Here is a 20502-nt window from a genome sequence, read left to right as displayed (position 1 = left end):
CAGATTTTCACTGGTACATGATCAGTCTCGACTCGTTTGCACAGTTGCGTGGCAGAGCTGTGCCGCACGCCCAACCGCAACACCTATAAGCGCGGTGTTATTGCCGCCAGAAAAACACCAGGAGTCCACCCCCATGAAAGGTTCACCGTCGTTGTTGTTGGCCGCCATGCTGAGTCTGCCAGTCCTGGCTCACGCTGCAGAACCGGCGCAATGCCAGACCGTCAACTTCTCCGATGTCGGCTGGACCGACATCACCGTCACTACCGCCACCACCAGCGAAGTTCTCAAGGGCCTCGGCTACAAACCCCGCACCACGATGATTTCCGTACCGGTGACCTACAAGTCCCTGGCCGATGGCAAGAACATGGATATCTTCCTCGGCAACTGGATGCCGACCATGGAAAACGACATCAAGCAGTACCGTGATGCCGGCACCGTGGAAACCGTGCGCGCCAACCTGGAAAACGCCAAGTACACCCTGGCCGTACCGGAAGCGCTGTACAACAAGGGCCTGAAAGACTTCGCCGACATCGTCAAATTCAAGGATGAGCTGGGCGGCAAGATCTACGGCATCGAGCCGGGCAACGACGGCAACCGCACCATTCAGACCCTTATCGACAAAGACGCTTTCGGCCTGAAAACCGCAGGTTTCAAAGTGGTTGAATCCAGCGAAGCCGGAATGCTCTCGCAGGTGGAACGCGCCACCAAGCGCGACCAGGCCATCGTGTTCCTCGGCTGGGAACCGCACCCGATGAACACCCGCTTCAAGATGAAGTACCTGACCGGGGGTGATGATTCATTCGGCCCCAACTACGGCCAGGCCACCATCTACACCAACGTCCGCAAGGGCTACACCCAGGAATGCAGCAACGTGGGCCAGTTGCTGAAAAACCTGTCGTTCACCCTGAACATGGAAAGCACCCTGATGGGTAACGTCCTGGACGACAAAATGAAGCCTGACGCCGCCGCCAAGGCGTGGCTGAAGAAGAACCCGCAAGTGCTCGACACCTGGCTGGCTGGTGTCACCACTGTCGATGGCAAACCAGGATTGGAGGCCGTCAAAGCTTACCTCGCCAAGTAACCGCTGACCCCGGGCCGGTACGCTGGCCCGGGATGTTTTTCCTCTTCGCATGTGGACATTCACTACCATGCTGACTGAACATAAAATCCCGCTAGGCCAGTACATCGCTGCCTTCGTTGAATGGTTGACCCAACACGGGGCCAACTACTTCGACGCAATCGCATCGACCCTGGAAACGATGATCCACGGCGTGACGTTCGCGCTGACCTGGTTCAATCCACTGGCATTGATCGGTCTGATTGCGCTGCTCGCTCACTTCATTCAACGCAAATGGGGCCTGACGGTGTTTGTCATCGCCTCCTTCCTGCTGATCCTGAATCTTGGGTACTGGCAGGAAACCATGGAGACCCTGGCGCAGGTGCTGTTCGCCACCCTGGTCTGCGTGGTGATCGGCGTGCCGCTGGGCATCGTTGCCGCGCACAAACCGATGTTCTACACCCTGATGCGGCCGGTGCTCGATCTGATGCAGACCGTACCGACCTTCGTCTACCTCATCCCTACCCTGACCCTCTTCGGGCTGGGTGTGGTGCCCGGGCTGATTTCCACGGTGGTGTTTGCGATTGCCGCGCCTATCCGTCTGACTTACCTGGGTATCCGTGATGTGCCGCAAGAGTTGATGGACGCCGGCAAGGCCTTTGGCTGCTCGCGCCGTCAGTTGCTCTCGCGGATTGAACTGCCCCACGCCATGCCGAGCATCGCCGCCGGCATTACCCAATGCATCATGCTGTCGTTGTCGATGGTGGTTATCGCAGCCCTGGTGGGCGCCGACGGCCTCGGCAAACCGGTGGTCAACGCACTGAACACCGCCGACATCGCCCTGGGCTTTGAAGCGGGCCTGGCGATCGTATTGCTGGCCATCATGCTCGACCGCATCTGCAAACAACCCGACGCCAAAGTAGGGGGTGATGCATGAGCATTATCCGGTTCGAAAATGTCGACGTGATCTTCTCCAAAGACCCACGCGAAGCGCTCAAGCTGCTGGACCAGGGCATGACGCGCAACGAGATCCTGAAAAAGACCGGGCAGATTGTCGGCGTTGAAAACGCCAGCCTGGATGTCGAGAAAGGCGAGATCTGCGTGCTGATGGGCCTGTCCGGCTCGGGCAAGTCGAGCTTGCTGCGCTGCATCAACGGCTTGAACACCGTCAGCCGCGGCAAGCTGTTTGTGGAGCATGAAGGTCGGCAGATCGACATCGCGTCCTGCACCCCCGCCGAGCTGAAAATGATGCGCACCCAGCGCATCGCGATGGTGTTTCAAAAGTTCGCCCTGATGCCTTGGCTGACGGTGCGCGAAAACATCAGCTTCGGCCTGGAGATGCAGGGCCGCCCGGAGAAAGAGCGGCGCAAGCTGGTGGACGACAAGCTGGAACTGGTGGGCCTGTCGCAGTGGCGCAACAAGAAGCCCGACGAGCTTTCCGGCGGCATGCAGCAACGTGTCGGCCTGGCCCGCGCGTTGGCGATGGACGCCGATATCCTGCTGATGGACGAACCCTTCTCCGCACTCGACCCGCTGATCCGCCAGGGCTTGCAGGATGAGTTGCTGGAGCTGCAACGCAAGCTGAGCAAGACCATCGTATTTGTAAGCCACGACCTGGATGAGGCGCTGAAACTCGGCAGCCGCATCGCGATCATGAAAGACGGCCGGATCATCCAGTACAGCGTGCCGGAAGAGATCGTGCTGAACCCGGCGGATGACTATGTGCGGACCTTCGTGGCCCACACCAACCCGCTGAATGTGCTGTGTGGCCGCAGCCTGATGCGCACGTTGGATAACTGCACCCACGTCAACGGCTCCATCAGCCTGGACCCGGGCGGTGACTCGTGGCTGGACCTGGCGGAAGGCAACACCATCAAGGGGGCGCGGCAGAACGGCGCGGTGCTGAACTTGCAGAACTGGGCACCGGGGCAAGCCGTGGAAGGTTTGGGACGGATACCGACGCTGGTGGATTCCAATATCGGGATGCGCGATGCGTTGCAGATTCGGTACCAGACAGGGAACAAGCTGGTGCTGCAGGACGACAACAAGGTGGTAGGGATTCTGGGTGACAGCGAGCTCTATCACGCCCTCTTGGGCAAGAACCTGGGCTAACAGACACCGCTCCCACATTTTGCTCAGGTGGTGTCAGTAACGACACCACCTGTCCTTTCAACACTCAGCTATAGACACGGCCAAGGAGCTGCCGATGGCTTTCAAACTGATCGAGCACGTCCCGGGTGATCTGTTCCTGGGTGAAGCCCATCAGGTCGTACTCTTGAGGCCCGTTGTGCAGGTAAACCTCGGCGCGGTAGTAACGCGTGCGCTCTTCCTCGGGCAAGTCGCTCGGTGCCGACGAATAAGCATCCAGGCTCACCTCGTAGACAAACGGATTACCCTCTTCCATCTCGATGCGCACACCAATGCAGCGCTTGGATTTACCCAGCAGGGTCTGCACTTCCAGCCCCTGATCACGCAACGCAGTCGCCGCTTCTTCCAGCGCCGGCGTGACGTGTTTGTCCATAAAGCGCTGCACGGTACCTTGGCTCGGTTGCAGGTCCAGGGCAGTCAAACGCTCGCTGAAACCACGCCGACCACGTTCAGCCAATTGCGCCTGCTCCAGCTCGATCGCCACGTCTTGGCGCATTGCTTTGTGCAGGCCGAACATGAACAGGATCAGCACCACCGAGAACGGCAGGCCGGCCAGCACCACCATGGTTTGCATGGCTTCGAAGTTACCGGCGAACAGCAGGCCGATGGTCACCAGCGTGATGACGACCGACCAGAAAATCCGCAGCCAGTGCGGCGCATCTTCGTCAACGTTGCCGCCCTTGCAGGACAGGTTCGCCATCATCACTGCGCCGGAATCCGCCGGGGTCAGGAACAGTACAAAGCCGACAAAGATCGACACACCGATGACGATTTTCGACGCCGGGTAATGCTCAAGCAGCTGGTAGATCGCCATGGACGGCTGTTCCAGTGCGGTCTTGCCCAACTCCACCGCGCCATGGTTCAACACCAGGTCCAAGGCCGAGTTGCCGAAGATCGACAACCACGCCAGGGTGAAGCCCAACGGGATCAGCAGCACACCGGCGACCAGTTCACGCACCGTACGACCACGGGAAATACGTGCGATGAACATGCCCACGAATGGCGCCCAGGAAATCCACCAGGCCCAGTAGAACAGGGTCCACAGGCCCATCCAGCGTTCGGTCTTGTCGGCGTCGCCTTCGTACACGTACAGGTCGAAGGTTTTCAGCACGATACCGTTCAGGTAGTCGCCGGTGTTTTGCACCAGGCCGTTGAGCAAGTGCAGGGTCGGGCCAAACAGCAGCACGAAAATCAGCAGGCCGCTGAACAGCACGATGTTCAGGTTGGACAGGCGGCGAATGCCGTTTTCCACACCCGACACGGCAGCAATAGTCGCCACGGTGCTCATCACGATGATCACGATCAGCAGGTTGGTGTTGCTGTGCTCCATGCCGAACAGGTTTTCCAACCCGGAGGACACTTGCATCGAACCGATCCCCAGGTTCGTCACCAGGCCCAGCAGCGTTACGAACATGCCGAAACCGTCCACCGCGTGACCGGCCGCGCCTTTGACCCAACGCTCGCCCACCAGCGGGTACAGCGCCGAGCGCAAGGCCAGCGGCTGGTTATGACGGTAGGCAAAGTACGCCACGGCCAGGCCGACCAGTGCGTAGATCGCCCAGCCGTGCAGGCCCCAGTGCAGGAACGTCAACTGCAATGCCTGACGCGCAGCGTCGCCAGTGGCCGACGCGCCTTCAGGCGGGTTGAAGTAGTGGTCCAGCGGCTCGGACGCGCCGAAGTACAGCAGCGAGATGCCGATGCCCGACGAGAAGAGCATGCCGGCCCAGGCGCCGTAGCTGAAGTCCGGGGTGTCGTCCTTGCTGCCCAGTTTCAATTTTCCGTAGGACGAGAACGCCAGGCCCACCACAAACACCAGGTAGGCGGCGATCACAACCATGTAGTACCAGCCAAAGCTTTTCGACAACCAGGCTTGGGCCACACCGAGCATCCTGCCGGCTTCCTGCGGGGCGATAATCAGAATCGCGGTCAACAACAGAATCAGCGCGGTGGAGGTGTAGAACACCCAACCGTTGACCCGCACCTTTTCCGGCGGGGTCTTTATAAGAGAGGCAGAACTCATGGCACAGATGCTCCGGGCAGTGCAGAGAAACACAAGGCAACGCATGACCCGAGCCATCGATTTTTCGGCAGTCGACGGACGGGTGTATAAAGACACCCCGAAAAACCATGAACCCTCGGCGAACCGCTGTGCCGGGCTGTTTCATGGGTTTTCCCGATGTCAGGTGGCGCCACATGCACGTAGGAAATACCTGTAGGCAGCGACCATTTGTCGCAGATCTTATTCTTTGTTGATTGAACGTTCAATCAAAACAAAATAGACTGGCCCACAAGCCGACGGACGTTTATCGCCCGTTGGCAGGCCTAAGGAGAGGTGCACGATGCCCAAGGTCGGTATGCAACCCATACGCCGCCAGCAGTTGATCGAAGCCACATTGACTGCGGTCGATCAGGTCGGGATGGGAGATGCCAGCATTGCGCTGATCGCCCGTCTGGCCGGTGTCTCGAATGGCATCATCAGTCACTACTTTCAGGACAAGAATGGCCTGATCGCCGCCACGATGCGGTACCTGATGAACGTCCTGATCGAGAACGTCACCGAGCGCCGGTTGGCGCTGAAAGATGACAGCCCGCGGGCTCATCTTCAGGTGATCATCGAAGGCAACTTCGACGCCAGCCAAGTCAACGGCCCGGCTATGAAAACCTGGCTGGCCTTCTGGGCCACCAGCATGCACCACCCGTCATTGCACAGGCTGCAGCGGATCAACGATCACCGTCTGTATTCCAACCTGTGCTGCCAGTTCCGCCGAGCGTTGCCGTTGTCCGAGGCACGCAGCGCAGCCCGAGGCCTGGCGGCCCTGATCGACGGTTTGTGGTTGCGCGGCGCCCTGTCGGGAGACGCTTTCGACACGGAGCAGGCGCAACGGATCGCTTACGAATACATGGATTTCCAATTGGCCAAGCAGGTGAGTTAGAGCACACATAAACGCTCAACCCCTGAACGGCTGCCGGCCGGTGTTGCCAGAACCTTATGGCCCACCTTCGGCGGTTAACGCCAACCACTGATGCACTTGCGAGGACTTTATGGCCCGTTTCGAACTGCAAAAACTCTACATTGACGGCGGCTACTCCGACGCTGGCAGCGATGCCACTTTCGAAGCCATCAACCCGGCTAACGGTGAAGTTCTCGCCAACGTGCAACGCGCTACTAAAGAAGACGTTGAGCGCGCTGTGGTCAGCGCCGAAAAGGGCCAGAAAATCTGGGCCGCCATGACCGCCATGGAGCGTTCGCGCATCCTGCGTCGTGCCGTCGACATCCTGCGCGAGCGCAACGACGAGCTGGCCGCCCTGGAAACCCTCGACACCGGCAAGCCGTACTCCGAAACCCAATACGTCGACATCGTCACCGGCGCCGACGTGCTGGAATACTACGCAGGCCTGGTGCCCGCCATCGAAGGCGAGCAGATCCCGCTGCGTGACACTTCGTTCGTCTACACCCGTCGCGAGCCGCTGGGCGTCGTGGCCGGTATCGGCGCGTGGAACTACCCGATCCAGATCGCCCTGTGGAAATCCGCACCGGCCCTGGCGGCCGGTAACGCGATGATCTTCAAGCCAAGCGAAGTCACCTCGCTGACCACCCTGAAACTGGCTGAAATCTACACCGCAGCCGGCGTTCCGGACGGTGTGTTCAACGTTCTGACCGGCAGCGGCCGTGAAGTCGGCACCTGGCTGACCGAGCACCCGCGCATCGAGAAAGTCTCCTTCACCGGCGGCACCGACACCGGCAAGAAAGTCATGGCCAGCGCTTCGAGCTCCTCGCTCAAAGAAGTGACCATGGAACTGGGCGGCAAATCCCCGCTGATCATTTTCGACGACGCCGACCTCGACCGCGCCGCCGACATCGCGATGATGGCCAACTTCTACAGCTCGGGCCAGGTCTGCACCAACGGCACTCGCGTCTTCGTTCCGACCGCCCTCAAAGGCGCGTTCGAAGCCAAGATCGCCGAGCGCGTTGCACGCATCCGCATCGGCAACCCGGAAGATGAAAACACCAACTTCGGCCCGCTGGTCAGCTTCGCCCACATGGAAAGCGTGCTCGGCTACATCGCCAAAGGTAAAGAGCAAGGTGCGCGCCTGCTGTGCGGCGGCGAGCGCCTGACCGACGGCGAATTCGCCAAGGGTGCCTACGTGGCTCCGACCGTGTTCACCGACTGCACCGACGAGATGACCATCGTCCGTGAAGAAATCTTCGGCCCGGTGATGAGCATCCTCACCTACGACACCGAAGAAGAAGTGATCCGTCGCGCCAACGACACCGACTTCGGCCTGGCCGCTGGCCTGGTGACCAAAGACCTGAACCGCGCGCACCGCGTGATTCATCAGCTGGAAGCCGGTATCTGCTGGATCAACGCCTGGGGCGAGTCCGACGCGAAGATGCCGGTGGGCGGCTACAAGCAATCGGGCGTGGGCCGTGAAAACGGGATCAGCTCGCTGAACAACTTCACTCGCATCAAATCGGTACAGGTTGAGCTGGGCGACTACGCCTCGGTGTTCTAAACCTGCCAGCCAGGGGTGCGCCTTTGTGGCGAGGGAGCTTGCTCCCGCTGGGCTGCGCAGCAGCCCCATCCCAGGCATCGCAGTTCGCCAGACCGAACTCGTTCGCTGATTTTGCGACTGCTGCGCAGTCGAGCGGGAGCAAGCTCCCTCGCCACAAAAGCAGCTTGAACCACTTACATGAGGGTGCATTTTATGTCCCAAGAATACGACTACATCATTGTGGGTGCCGGCTCCGCCGGTAACACCCTGGCGACCCGTCTGACCGAAGACGAAGGCGTCACTGTCCTGCTGCTGGAAGCCGGCGGCCCGGACTACCGTCTCGATTTCCGTACCCAAATGCCAGCCGCGCTGGCGTTCCCCCTGCAAGGCCGCCGCTACAACTGGGCCTACGAAACCGATCCAGAGCCACACATGGACGGTCGCCGGATGGAATGCGGTCGCGGCAAAGGCCTCGGTGGATCCTCGCTGATCAACGGCATGTGCTACATCCGCGGCAACGCGATGGACTACGACAACTGGTCGAAACTGCCGGGCCTGGAAAACTGGACCTACCTCGACTGCCTGCCGTACTTCCGTAAAGCCGAAACCCGCGACATCGGCCCGAACGACTACCACGGTGGCGACGGCCCGGTCAGCGTGACCACGCCAAAGGCCGGCAACAACCCGCTGTTCCACGCGATGGTTGAAGCAGGCGTACAAGCCGGTTACCCGCGTACCGAAGACTTGAACGGCTACCAGCAGGAAGGCTTCGGCCCGATGGACCGTACCGTGACGCCAAACGGTCGTCGCGCCAGCACCGCTCGCGGTTACCTGGACACGGCCAAGAAGCGCTCGACGCTGACCATCGTCACCCACGCCCTGACCGACAAAGTCCTGTTCGAAGGCAAGCGCGCCGTCGGCGTGCGTTACCTGATCGGTGCTGCCGAAGAGCGTGTTGAAGCCCGTGCCCGCAAGGAAGTCCTGGTGTGCAGCGGCGCAATCGCTTCGCCGCAACTGCTGCAGCGCTCAGGCGTAGGCCCGGCGAAACTGCTGGAAAGCCTCGACATCCCGGTGGTCCACGACCTGCCTGGCGTCGGCGAAAACCTGCAGGATCACCTTGAGCTGTACCTGCAATACGCGTGCACCCAACCGGTCTCGCTGTACCCGTCGCTGCTCTGGTACAACCAACCGGCCATCGGTGCCGAATGGCTGTTCAACGGCACCGGCATCGGCGCCAGCAACCAGTTCGAAGCGGGCGGTTTCATTCGTACCCGTGAAGACTTCGATTGGCCGAATATCCAGTACCACTTCCTGCCGGTGGCGATTAACTACAACGGCAGCAACGGTGTGAAAGAGCACGGTTTCCAGGCGCACATGGGCTCCATGCGTTCGCCGAGCCGTGGCCGCGTGCAATTGAAGTCGAAGAACCCACGGGAATACCCGAGCATCCTCTTCAACTACATGGCCTCCGAGCAGGACTGGCAGGAATTCCGCGACGGCATCCGCCTGACCCGTGAAATCATGCAACAGCCGGCACTCGACCAATACCGTGGCCGCGAAATCAGCCCGGGCATCGACGTGCAGACCGACGAGCAACTGGATAAATTTATCCGTGAGCACGCCGAAACTGCGTTCCACCCGTCCTGCTCGTGCAAGATGGGCACCGACGAGATGGCCGTGGTAGACGCCGAAGGCCGTGTGCATGGCATGCAGGGTCTGCGCGTAGTTGATGCGTCGATCATGCCGATCATCACCACCGGTAACCTGAACGCGCCGACGATCATGATCGCCGAGAAAATCGCCGACAAGATCCGTGGCCGCCAGCCACTGCCGCGCAGCACTGCGGATTACTACGTAGCGGGCGATGCGCCGGTGCGTGGCAAGCCGATGCGTGAAGTAGGTCCTACTGCGCAGTAACTGATACACCGCGGCGCTCCCTTCGCGAGCAAGCCCGCTCCCACCTTTTGACCGTGTGAACCCGATCAAATGTGGGAGGGGGCTTGCTCCCGAAGAGGCCCGACCAGACACTGCAAAACCCCTCCCCTACACTTTCCTTGATCAGCTCCCTAGCCCAGGCCTACTCTATTTGCCTGCCCGCGCCGAGCCGCCCACAAGGAAGGCCCCATGTTCGAACACCACGCCACACTCAAAAAGCAGTTCAGTGCCCTGCGCACCACCGCCGAATTCTTCTCCCTGCGCTATGTCCGCGAGTCCGGCCAGTACCTGTCGGTACGCAAAAACGTCGCCGAGCCGCCACACCTCAGCCAGGACGAAGGCGCGATGCTCACCGTGCGCCTCAACGGCGTCGAAGCCTACGCCGCCACTCACGACATTTCCCTGCCCGGCCTGCAAGCCGCCCTCGATCGCGCCGAACAGCAAGCCCGACTCATCAAGCCTCACGCCCTGCTCGACCTGCGCGACCAGCCAGTGTCCAGCGACATCGCCGACTACCTGTCGCCGAACCTCGACCAGCCCTTCCCGTCCCTGAGCGACTGCTACCAACTGCTCGGCGCCGAATCTGCCGCTGTGCCCAAGGACGAGCGCCTGGTGAACTGGGAAGTCAGCCTGGGCACCACCCACGTCGAACAGATCTACCTCAACAGCGCCGGCGCCGAACTGCGCCAGGCCCAGCGGTTTGTGTTCCCCGGCGTCAGCGTCACGGCCTACGATGGCGATGACAGCCAGACCCGCACTCTGGGCGGCACCAACTTCGGCCAGCAAGGCGGCTTTGACGTGATCAGCCGCTTCGGCCTGGTGGGCGCCGCGCCGCAGATTGCCGAGCAGGCGCTGCAACTGCTGCTGGCACCGAACACGCCCCAAGGCCCGCGCGACCTGCTGCTGATGCCCGACCAGATGATCCTGCAGATCCACGAGTCCATCGGCCACCCGTTGGAACTCGACCGTATCCTCGGCGACGAGCGCAATTACGCCGGCACCAGCTTCGTCAAGGCCAGCGACTTCGGCCACCTGCAATACGGCTCCAAACTGCTGAACGTAACCTTCGACCCGGACATTCCCGAGCAGCTCGCCAGCTATGGGCATGACGACGACGGCACGAAGGCCAGCAAACAATTCCTGATCCGCGAAGGCCTGCTGCTCAAGCCGTTGGGCGGTGCACTGTCGCAGTACCGCTCCGGCATGCAAGGCGTGGCCAACAGCCGCGCCTGCAGTTGGAATCGCGCGCCCATCGACCGTATGGCCAACCTGAATATCGAGGTCGGCGACCAGAACATGGCGCAGCTGATTGGCGGTATCGAGAACGGCATCCTGATGTCCACCAACCGTTCCTGGTCGATTGACGACGCGCGCAACAAATTCCAGTTCGGTTGCGAATGGGGCCAGTTGATTGAAAACGGCGAGCTCAAAGGCGTGGTGAAAAACCCCAACTACCGGGCGATTTCCGCGCAGTTCTGGCGCAACCTCAGCGCTGTCGGCGACGCCAGCACCTCCAGGGTCCTGGGCACACCAAATTGCGGCAAGGGCGAGCCGAACCAGGTGATCCGCGTCGGCCATGCGTCGCCGGCCTGCGTGTTTAGCAACGTGGACGTATTCGGGGGAGACGCCTGATGAACAATTTCAAAGCCCTGGTGGACTGGCTCAAGCAGGCCATCACCGACAACGAACAATTCCACCTCGGCTACGCCGACGAGTCGTCAGAGTTTGTGCGTTTCAACCACGGCAAAGTGCGCCAGGCCGGCCAGGTGCAACAAGCCAGCCTGAACCTGAAGCTGATCAACGACGGGCGCCACGCCGACCTCGGTATCACCCTGGCGGGCGAGCCTGAGCTGGATCGCCAGCGCCTGGCCAACGGCCTGCAACAGCTGCGCGAGACCTTGCCGTTGTTGCCGCAGGATCCGTACCTGCTGCTCAATCACAACGCCTGGCAAAACAAGGACCAGCAGGACCGACCGCTGCCGGACCTGGCCCAGGTGCTGGAAGCAATCAGTGTGGCCGCCGAAGGTGTGGACATGGTCGGCTTCTACGCCGCTGGCCCGATCAGTCGTGGCTTCGCCAGCTCATCAGGCGCCTTTGGCTGGCACCAGGCCAACAGTTTCAACTTCGACTTCAGCCTGTTCCACGCCAACGGCGAAGCGGTGAAAGCCAGCTACGCCGGCAACGATTGGGACCGCGCGGCCTTCGCCCAGCGTTTCCAGCAGGCCCGCGAGCAACTGGAATTCCTCGGCCGCCCGCTGCACCCGCTGGCGCCTGGGCAGTACCGCGCCTACCTGGCGCCGGCGGCCATGGAAGAGATCATCAGCATGCTGACCTGGGGCGGTTTTTCCGCCCAGTCCATCGCCAGTAAAGGCAGCCCGTTGCAACGCTTGTACAACGGCGACCAGGCCTTGAGCCCGTTGGTGGCCATAGACGAACAGGTCAGTGGTTCCCTGAGCTCGGCGTTTTCCCGTGACGGCTATCCACGCAGCGACGTGAAGCTGATCAATGCCGGCAAGGCCGAAGGCCAACTGGTGAACTCCCGCAGCGCGGCCGAATACGGCTTGAGCACCAACGGCGCCAGCAGCGATGAATCGCCCAGCGCCTTGCAGATGGCCGCCGGCAGCCTGGCCCAGGCCGATATCCTCAAGCAATTGGGCACCGGTTTGTACATCAGCAACCTGTGGTACCTGAACTACTCCGACCAGCCCGCCGCGCGCCTGACCGGCATGACCCGCTTCGCCACGTTCTGGGTCGAGGACGGCGAGATCAAGGCGCCGGTCAGCACCATGCGTTTTGATGACAGCGTTTACGGCCTGCTGGGTTCGCAGTTGGAGGCATTGACCGCTGATCGGGAATTGCTGCTGTCGGCGAGTACGTATAGCCAGCGCAATACCTCATCCAATCTATTGCCGGGGGCGTTGGTAAAACGCCTGACACTGACCCTGTAAAACTCCTCCCCCGTTTTGAATGACAATTCCTACGGGGGATTATCCTCCCTCCCGGCGAACCTTCCGCCTCTCTATACCGGCCATCCGGTCTGTTGTTCCCTGCCGAAATTCTCGTTATAACGGTTAGTGGCACTCAGCCACCCAAAGCCACCGTAGGAGCGAGCTTGCTCGCGAAAAACCCGAGAGCACCGCGTCAAGGCAGGCAAACCGCGTCATCGTTGACGATCTTCGCGAGCAAGCTCGCTCCTACATTCAAGTGATGCATGACCTTGCCCGGGATAGGGCAAGCTGGAGCGTTGACATGAACCATGGAAGTTTTGTCATTGAAAAGCTGTTCAAGCACTACAACGTTCACGTAGAGCAGCTTGGTAACAACCCAGAGAAGAAAACCGTGCTGTTGGTCAATGGCGCGCTCTCCACCACCCGCTCTTTTGCCCGCACCAGCAAGTGCCTGTCCGAGCACTTCAATGTGCTGATGTTCGACTTGCCGTTCTCCGGCTATTCGCGCCCCCACAACACCGACCTCGACCTTGTGACCAAGGACGATGAAGTGCAGATCCTGCGGGCACTGGTGGAGCGCTTTCAGGTCAACCATCTGGTGTCCGCCTCATGGGGCGGGATTTCCACGCTGCTGACCCTGGCCCATAATCCGCCCTCCATTGAAAGCTCGGTGGTGATGGCACTGGCGCCCAACCTCAATCGGGCGATGCTCGAGTACGTGGAACGGGTGCGCGTACTGATCGAGGCCGATGACAAATCTGCCGTCGGCCATCTGCTGAATGAAACCGTGGGCAAATACCTGTCGCCCCGGCTCAAGCGCAATAACCACCGTCATCTGTCGACCATGGCCACCACCGAGTATCGCCAGGCGCGGTTCCATATCCATCAGGTGCTGGCGCTGGGTGACGGCAACTACCTGCCGCAATTGACCCGGATCGAAACCCCGGTGCACTTCCTCAACGGCGTGCTGGACGAGTACACCCCGGCAGATGAAGCCCAACTGTTCAAAAAATACGTAGGCCGCAGCAGCTTTGCCACGGCCGAGCACACCGGCCATTTGCTCGACCTGGAATCCCGCGAAGCGGCCCTGGCCGTGCACCGGGCGCTGATTGACTTCCTGGTGGGCAAAGACGTGGCGTTGTCAGATATAGACGAAGCGCCAGTGGGAAAAGGAGCTGCCGATGGCGCATAATCGCCGAAACATAGGCTGCTAACAAAAAAGGTAACTCATGCCGAATCGCGCCCCTCTCGATGCCAAGACCGCCCGCTGGCTACCTTGGGTGGTAGCGATTGCCTTCTTCATGCAGTCGCTGGATGGGACGATTCTTAACACCGCTTTGCCGGCCATGGCCCGAGACCTGGCGGAGAACCCGCTGCGTATGCAAGGCGTGGTGATCGCCTACATGCTGACGGTGGCCTTGCTGATCCCGGCCTCCGGCTGGGTCGCCGACCGCTTCGGCACCAAGAAGATTTTCTTCGGCGCGATCATGCTGTTCAGCATTGGCTCGTTGCTCTGCGCGCTCTCCAGCACCTTGACCATGCTGGTGGGCGCCCGGGTGATCCAGGGCCTGGGCGGTGCCTTGATGTTGCCAGTGGGCCGGCTGGTGGTGCTGCGTGCCTACCCGCGTTCGGAGCTGGTGCGGATCATGGGCTTCATCACCATTCCCGGGCTGCTGGGCCCGCTGCTCGGCCCGACCATGGGCGGCTGGATGGTGCAATACCTGACCTGGCACTGGATCTTCCTGATCAACCTGCCGGTGGGCATCATCGGCTGCTACGCCGTCTGGAAATTCATCCCCGACCTGCGCGGCAGCGAACGCACCCGTTTCGACGGCGTGGGTTTCCTGCTGTTCGGCGCGGCGATGGTGCTGATCACCATCGCCATGGAAGGCCTCGGCGAATTGCACCTGCCGCACCTGCGGGTGATGTTGCTGCTGTTCGGTGGCCTGGCGTGCCTGGCCGCGTATTGGCTGCGGGCCGGGCATATCGATAATCCACTGTTCTCGCCGGTGCTGTTCAAGACCCGGACCTTTGCCGTGGGCATCCTCGGTAACCTGTTCGCCCGCCTGGGCAGCGGCGCGTTGCCGTTCCTGGTGCCGCTGCTGTTGCAGGTGGCGCTGGGTTATTCGCCGTCCGAAGCGGGGATGAGCATGCTGCCGCTGGCGGCGGCGGCGATGTTTGCCAAGTCCATCGCCCGGCCGCTGATCGAGCGCCTGGGCTACCGCGTGGTGCTCACCGGCAACACCCTGGCGCTGGGGATCATGCTGGCGAGCATGGGCCTAGTCAGCGAACACACGCCCTACCCGTTGCTGCTGGGCATGCTGGCGGTCCTCGGGGCAATCAACTCGCTGCAATTTACCGCGATGAACACCGTGACCCTGATCGACCTCGACGATGCCCAGGCCAGCAGCGGCAACAGTTTGCTGTCGGTGGTCGCGCAATTGTCCCTGAGCCTGGGGGTGGCCTGCGCCGGTGCGTTGCTGGGCGGTTTTACCGCTGAAGTGGGCAACGACGGGGTCGATACCGTGCTCGGCGCGTTCCAATTGACCTTCGTCACCGTGGGCATCATGGCGATGCTGGCGGCGGCGATCTTCCTGCAATTGTCGCCAAAAGACGGCAAACGGATGGTCAGCCGCGAGCACGACATTGAGCATTAACAGGCTTCTCGTCTAGAACTTGCAGGGAAAATCCCACGGGGCTGGTACACTGCGCGACATTTTGTTTTGCAGAGCCAGTCCCGTGACTACCATCGCCACCGCTTTTAATACTTTGCCCCTGTCCGCCGCCATGCTGGCTAACCTCGACTCGCTGGGTTATGTCGAGATGACGCAGATCCAGGCGCAAAGCTTGCCGGTGATCCTCAAAGGGCTGGACCTGATTGCCCAGGCCAAGACCGGCAGCGGCAAGACCGCAGCCTTCGGCATCGGCCTGCTGAACCCGATCAACCCGCGCTACTTCGGCTGCCAGGCACTGGTCATGTGCCCGACCCGCGAGTTGGCTGACCAGGTGGCCAAGGAAATCCGCCGCCTGGCCCGCGCCGAAGACAACATCAAGGTGCTGACCCTGTGCGGCGGCGTGTCCCTCGGCCCACAGATCGCTTCCCTGGAACACGGCGCCCACGTCATCGTCGGCACCCCGGGCCGCATCCAGCAGCACCTGCGCAAGGGTTCGCTGGTTCTGGACGGCTTGAACACGCTGATCCTCGATGAAGCCGACCGCATGCTCGACATGGGCTTCTACGACGCCATCGAAGACATCATCAGCAAGACCCCGGCCCGCCGCCAGACCCTGCTGTTCTCGGCCACCTACCCGGTGAGCATCAAGCAGCTGGCCTCGAAATTCATGCGCGCGCCGCAACAGGTCAAGGCCGAAGCGTTCCACTCGGACGATCAGATCGAGCAGCGCTTCTACGAGATTTCCCCGGAAGAGCGCATGGACGCGGTGACCAAGGTTCTGGCGCATTTCCGTCCGGCTTCTTGCGTAGCCTTCTGCTTTACCAAGCAGCAAGTGCAGGAAACCGTGGATCACCTGACCGCCAAGGGCATTTCCGCAGTCGGCCTGCACGGCGACCTGGAACAGCGTGACCGTGACCAAGTGCTGGCGATGTTCGCCAACCGCAGTACGTCGGTACTGGTTGCCACCGACGTTGCCGCCCGCGGCTTGGACATTGATGCACTGGACATGGTGATCAACGTCGAACTGGCCCGCGACTCGGAAATCCACATCCACCGTGTGGGCCGTACCGGCCGTGCGGGCGAGACTGGCATTGCTATCAGCCTGGTTGCACCGTCCGAAGCCCATCGCGCCCAGGCCATCGAGCAACTGCAGAAGTCGCCGCTGAACTGGGACCAACTGGACAACCTCAAGCCTCAGAGCGGCGGCCCGTTGCTGCCGGTGATGAGCACCCTGTGCATTGGTGCCGGCCGTAAAGACAAGGTTCGCCCGGGCGACATCCTTGGCGCACTGACCGGTGAAGCCGGGATTCCGGGGGCCCAGGTTGGCAAGATCGCGATCTTTGATTTCCAGGCCTTCGTGGCTGTGGAACGCGGGATCGCCAAGCAGGCGCTGCAGCGCTTGAATGACGGCAAGATCAAAGGCCGTTCGTTGCGCGTGCGTATTCTCTAAAGCGCCACCGCTCTACTGTAGGAGCGAGCTTGCTCGCGAAAAACCTGAGCGCGCCGCGTTTACCCAGACGGCACGCGTTATCGTTGAAGTTTTTCGCGAGCAAGCTCGCTCCTACAGGGATCTTTCTGATTCATGTGTGAGGACACCGTTTTGCGCTCTACCGAAGTCGTAATCATTGGCGCCGGCGCCGCAGGCTTGATGTGTGCGCTGACCGCCGCCGGGCGTGGGCGCAAGGTGATGTTGATCGACCACGCGAACAAGGCCGGCAAGAAGATCCTGATGTCCGGCGGTGGCCGCTGCAACTTCACCAATATGTACACGGAGCCTGCCAACTTCCTCTCCCACAACGCGCACTTCTGCAAGTCTGCCCTGGCCCGCTACACCCAGTGGGATTTCATCGGGCTGGTGGCCAAGCACGGCGTGCCGTACCACGAGAAGAAACTCGGCCAACTGTTCTGCGACAACAAGTCCAGCGACATCCTCGGGATGCTGCTGGATGAGTGCATCCAGGTCGGCGTGAGCATGCACCTGGATACGTCGGTGCAAGAGATTGCCAAGGTCGATGGCGGCTACCAGTTGCAAACCACCCTGGGTGAGTTGCGCTGCGAGTCACTGGTGATCGCCACCGGCGGGCTGTCGATCCCAACCCTGGGCGCCACCGGCTTTGGTTATCAAGTGGCCAAGCAGTTCGGCCATGAACTGCTGCCAACCCGCGCCGGGCTGGTGCCGTTCACCATCACCGATCAGCTCAAGGAATTGTGCGGCGAGCTGTCCGGTACTTCCGTGGATTGCCTGGTGAGCTGCAACGACCAGAGCTTTCGCGAGAACATCCTGTTTACCCACCGTGGCCTGAGCGGGCCGGCGATCCTGCAGATTTCCTCGTACTGGGAGTCCGGTGACACCGTGGAAATCAACCTGCTGCCCGATCACGACGCCCACACCTGGCTGCAAGAGCAACAGGTCGAGCGCCCGAACAGCGAGCTGAAAACCCTGCTGGGTGAGATCTTCACAAAAAAGATGGCCAACCTGCTGGCTGAAACCTGGTTCGTTTCCAAGCCGATGAAGCAGTACACCCATGCCGAAATTGCCGACATCGCCAGCAAACTGGGGAGCTGGCAATTGGTGCCCGCGGGCACCGAAGGCTATCGCACCGCCGAGGTCACCCTGGGTGGCGTGGACACGCGGGAAGTCTCGTCCAAGACCATGGAGTCCCTGAAAAGCCCCGGCTTGTACTTCATCGGCGAAGTGTTGGATGTGACCGGTCACCTGGGCGGGTTCAACTTTCAGTGGGCTTGGGCTTCCGGGTATGCAGCCGCTCAATTTGCCTGACGGAATGCGGTAAAAAAATGTGGGAGCGGGCTTGCTCGCGAAGGCGGTGTATCAGTCACTCATGTATTAGCTGACACTCCGCATTCGCGAGCAAGCCCGCTCCCACATTTGGTTCGTGGTGTGCTTGGAAGTAATGACTGGAATAAATTTTGCTCTCAGATGTGATCGCCACGCTTGCCGTGGCGTCATTACTGGCTCAATTTAGCGGCATCGTCCCGGAAGACCCCAGCCTTCATGTCATCGACCTCCTTCAAGCAGTCCATGCGGCGCCTTTGGGCACTGGATAAATTCAGTTACAGCGTACGGGTATTCATCGCCCTGACCGGCAGCATGGCGCTGTGCTGGTACCAGAATGAAATGGCGCTGCTGATCCCGTTGTTCCTGGGGATTATCGCCAGCGCCCTGGCCGAGACCGATGACAACTGGCAAGGCCGGCTCAACGCCCTGGCCGTGACACTGGTGTGTTTCAGCACTGCGGCACTGTCCGTCGAACTGCTCTTCCCCTATCCCTGGATCTTCGCGATCTTCCTGGCTCTTTCCAGCTTCGGCCTGACCATGCTCGGTGCGCTGGGCGAGCGTTATGGGGCGATCGCTTCGGCCACCCTGATTCTCTCGGTCTACACCATGATCGGCGTGGACCAGCGCGGGGGTGCGGTCACGGACTTCTGGCATGAACCCTTGCTGCTGGTGGCCGGTGCCGCGTGGTATGGCGCGCTGTCGGTGCTGTGGCAGGTGCTGTTTTCCAACCAGCCAGTGCAGCAGAGCCTGGCGCGGTTGTTTCGTGAGCTGGGGCGCTACCTCAAGCTCAAGTCCTCATTGTTCGAACCGATCCGCCAGCTGGATGTGGAAGCACGACGCCTGGAACTGGCGCAGCAAAACGGCCGGGTGGTGGCAGCACTGAACGCGGCCAAAGAGATCATCCTGCACCGGGTCGGCAATGGCCGCCCGGGCTCCAAGGTGAGCCGCTACCTCAAGCTGTATTTCCTGGCCCAGGACATCCACGAACGCGCCAGCTCCTCGCACTACCCTTACAACGCACTCGCCGACGCCTTCTTCCACAGCGACGTGCTGTTCCGCTGCCAGCGCCTGCTGCGCCAGCAAGGCAAGGCCTGCCAGACCCTCGCCGAATCGATCCAGCTGCGCCAGCCCTTCGTCTATGACGACAGCTTTGCCGAAGCCCTGGGCGACCTGAATGCCTCCCTGGAACACCTGCGCATCCAGAGCAACCCGGCCTGGCGCGGCCTGCTGCGCTCCCTGCGTGCCCTGGCCGCCAACCTGTCGACCCTGGACCGCCTGCTCGGCGACGCCGCCAACCCCGACAGCCTGGCCGATGCCACCGACAGCAGCCTGCTGGACCGTGCACCGCGCAACCTCAAGGAGATGTGGACCCGCCTGCGCACGCAACTGACGCCAACCTCCTTGCTGTTCCGCCACGCCCTGCGCCTGCCGCTGGCACTGAGCATCGGCTATTGGATGGTGCATTTGATTCACCCGTCCCAAGGCTACTGGATCATCCTCACCACGCTGTTCGTGTGCCAGCCGAATTACGGCGCCACCCGACGCAAGCTGGGCCAGCGGATCATCGGCACCGCCATCGGCCTGACCATCGCCTGGGCGCTGTTCGACCTGTTCCCCAACCCGCTGATCCAGTCGATGTTCGCCATTGCCGCCGGCCTGGTGTTCTTTATCAACCGCACCACGCGCTACACCCTGGCGACCGCTGCGATCACGCTGATGGTGCTGTTCTGCTTCAATCAGGTGGGCGACGGCTACGGGCTGTTCCTGCCACGCTTGTTCGATACCTTGCTCGGCAGCCTCATCGCCGGGCTGGCGGTGTTCCTGTTCCTGCCGGACTGGCAGGGCCGACGCCTGAACAAAGTGCTGGCCAACACCCTGACCTGCAACAGCATCTACCTGCGGCAGATCATGCAGCAGTACGCAGCGGGCAAAAGCGACGACCTGGCTTACCGCCTGGCCCGGCGCAATGCCCACAACGCCGACGCCGCACTGTCCACCACCCTGGCGAATATGCTGATGGAGCCGGGGCATTTCCGTAAGGAGGCGGATGTGGGGTTCAGGTTCCTGGTGCTGTCACACACACTGCTCAGCTACCTGTCGGGGCTGGGTGCGCACCGGGAAACCCAATTGCCTGCGGAGGTGCGCGAACACTTGATCGAAGGCGCCGGGAAGACGCTGGCGGCGAGTATCGACGAGATCGCCACGGGGCTGGCCAACAAGCAACCGATCGCGATTCAGAGTGATGCGGAAGAAGCCTTGGCGGTGGACCTGGAGCAGATGCCGGATGAGATTGATGAAGGGCAGCGGCTGGTGCAGACGCAACTGGCGTTGATCTGCCGGCAGTTGGGGCCGTTGCGCACACTGGCGGCTCACCTGATCAAAGACACCAGCGAAGCCTGAACCCCTTTCGCGAGCAAGCCCGCTCCCACATTCGACCGAGTTCCACCT

General features: G+C 61.3%; 14 protein-coding genes. 13 read left to right on the top strand and 1 reads right to left on the bottom strand.

Translation table 11 applies throughout. The features are described from left to right. Nucleotides 1-133 precede the first annotated feature (133 nt). From HBJ59_RS16505 to choV, 3 genes are all read left to right on the top strand, one after another. Entirely contained in the window at nucleotides 134-1081 is a 948-nt protein-coding gene (locus HBJ59_RS16505) for a choline ABC transporter substrate-binding protein (RefSeq protein WP_017476446.1), read from the top strand. 67 nt (nucleotides 1082-1148) lie between these two features. Further along, nucleotides 1149-1994 carry a choline ABC transporter permease subunit gene (choW, locus tag HBJ59_RS16500; RefSeq protein ID WP_076017809.1) on the top strand — a complete coding sequence of 282 codons (846 nt, stop codon included), beginning with the start codon at nucleotides 1149-1151 and terminating at the stop codon, nucleotides 1992-1994. Continuing rightward, nucleotides 1991-3169, top strand: a complete 1179-nt coding sequence (gene choV / locus HBJ59_RS16495; protein ID WP_076017808.1) for a choline ABC transporter ATP-binding protein — start codon at nucleotides 1991-1993, stop codon at nucleotides 3167-3169. The genes choW and choV overlap by 4 nt, the downstream gene beginning before the upstream one ends. A 64-nt stretch (nucleotides 3170-3233) precedes the next feature. Here the strand turns inward: choV and HBJ59_RS16490 are convergent, their stop codons facing one another. Then, nucleotides 3234-5168 (bottom strand): BCCT family transporter, encoded by a 1935-nt coding sequence (locus HBJ59_RS16490; RefSeq protein WP_256576989.1) that lies wholly within the window; start codon nucleotides 5166-5168, stop codon nucleotides 3234-3236. Nucleotides 5169-5544: 376 nt separating this feature from the next. Here HBJ59_RS16490 and betI point away from each other — a divergent pair, with 376 nt between their 5' ends. The 10 genes from betI to yccS all read left to right on the top strand — a co-directional run bounded on the left by betI (nucleotide 5545) and on the right by yccS (nucleotide 20454). Beyond that, nucleotides 5545-6138 carry a transcriptional regulator BetI gene (gene betI, locus HBJ59_RS16485; RefSeq protein ID WP_010167549.1) on the top strand — a complete coding sequence of 198 codons (594 nt, stop codon included), beginning with the start codon at nucleotides 5545-5547 and terminating at the stop codon, nucleotides 6136-6138. A 109-nt stretch (nucleotides 6139-6247) separates the two neighbouring features. Next, nucleotides 6248-7720 carry a betaine-aldehyde dehydrogenase gene (gene betB / locus HBJ59_RS16480; RefSeq protein ID WP_167664131.1) on the top strand — a complete coding sequence of 491 codons (1473 nt, stop codon included), beginning with the start codon at nucleotides 6248-6250 and terminating at the stop codon, nucleotides 7718-7720. A gap of 192 nt (nucleotides 7721-7912) precedes the next feature. Further along, complete coding sequence (gene betA, locus HBJ59_RS16475; protein WP_167664130.1) at nucleotides 7913-9616, top strand: choline dehydrogenase; 1704 nt, start codon at nucleotides 7913-7915, stop codon at nucleotides 9614-9616. A 207-nt stretch (nucleotides 9617-9823) separates the two neighbouring features. Beyond that, entirely contained in the window at nucleotides 9824-11266 is a 1443-nt protein-coding gene (locus tag HBJ59_RS16470; RefSeq protein ID WP_167664129.1) for a TldD/PmbA family protein, read from the top strand. Next, nucleotides 11266-12582, top strand: coding sequence for a TldD/PmbA family protein (locus HBJ59_RS16465; RefSeq protein ID WP_167664128.1), 1317 nt, complete (start codon nucleotides 11266-11268; stop codon nucleotides 12580-12582). Before HBJ59_RS16470 ends, HBJ59_RS16465 begins: the two co-directional genes overlap by 1 nt. A gap of 301 nt (nucleotides 12583-12883) precedes the next feature. Beyond that, complete coding sequence (locus HBJ59_RS16460) at nucleotides 12884-13774, top strand: alpha/beta fold hydrolase (RefSeq protein ID WP_076017802.1); 891 nt, start codon at nucleotides 12884-12886, stop codon at nucleotides 13772-13774. Between the two features lie 37 nt (nucleotides 13775-13811). Then, nucleotides 13812-15239: a multidrug transporter subunit MdtD gene (gene mdtD / locus HBJ59_RS16455; RefSeq protein WP_076017801.1), complete on the top strand. Its 1428-nt coding sequence runs from the start codon at nucleotides 13812-13814 to the stop codon at nucleotides 15237-15239. A gap of 130 nt (nucleotides 15240-15369) precedes the next feature. After that, nucleotides 15370-16707, top strand: a complete 1338-nt coding sequence (gene dbpA / locus HBJ59_RS16450) for an ATP-dependent RNA helicase DbpA (protein ID WP_256670841.1) — start codon at nucleotides 15370-15372, stop codon at nucleotides 16705-16707. Between the two features lie 150 nt (nucleotides 16708-16857). Next, complete coding sequence (locus HBJ59_RS16445; protein WP_063026608.1) at nucleotides 16858-18036, top strand: NAD(P)/FAD-dependent oxidoreductase; 1179 nt, start codon at nucleotides 16858-16860, stop codon at nucleotides 18034-18036. A 234-nt stretch (nucleotides 18037-18270) separates the two neighbouring features. Continuing rightward, the gene (gene yccS, locus HBJ59_RS16440) at nucleotides 18271-20454 is read left to right on the top strand and encodes a YccS family putative transporter (protein WP_076017799.1); all 2184 of its coding nucleotides are present in this window, start codon (nucleotides 18271-18273) and stop codon (nucleotides 20452-20454) included. Nucleotides 20455-20502: the final 48 nt, after the last annotated feature.

The organism is Pseudomonas sp. AN3A02, from assembly GCF_011765255.1.
Taxonomy (GTDB): domain Bacteria; phylum Pseudomonadota; class Gammaproteobacteria; order Pseudomonadales; family Pseudomonadaceae; genus Aquipseudomonas.
This window is presented reverse-complemented; position numbering and strand designations above follow the sequence as displayed.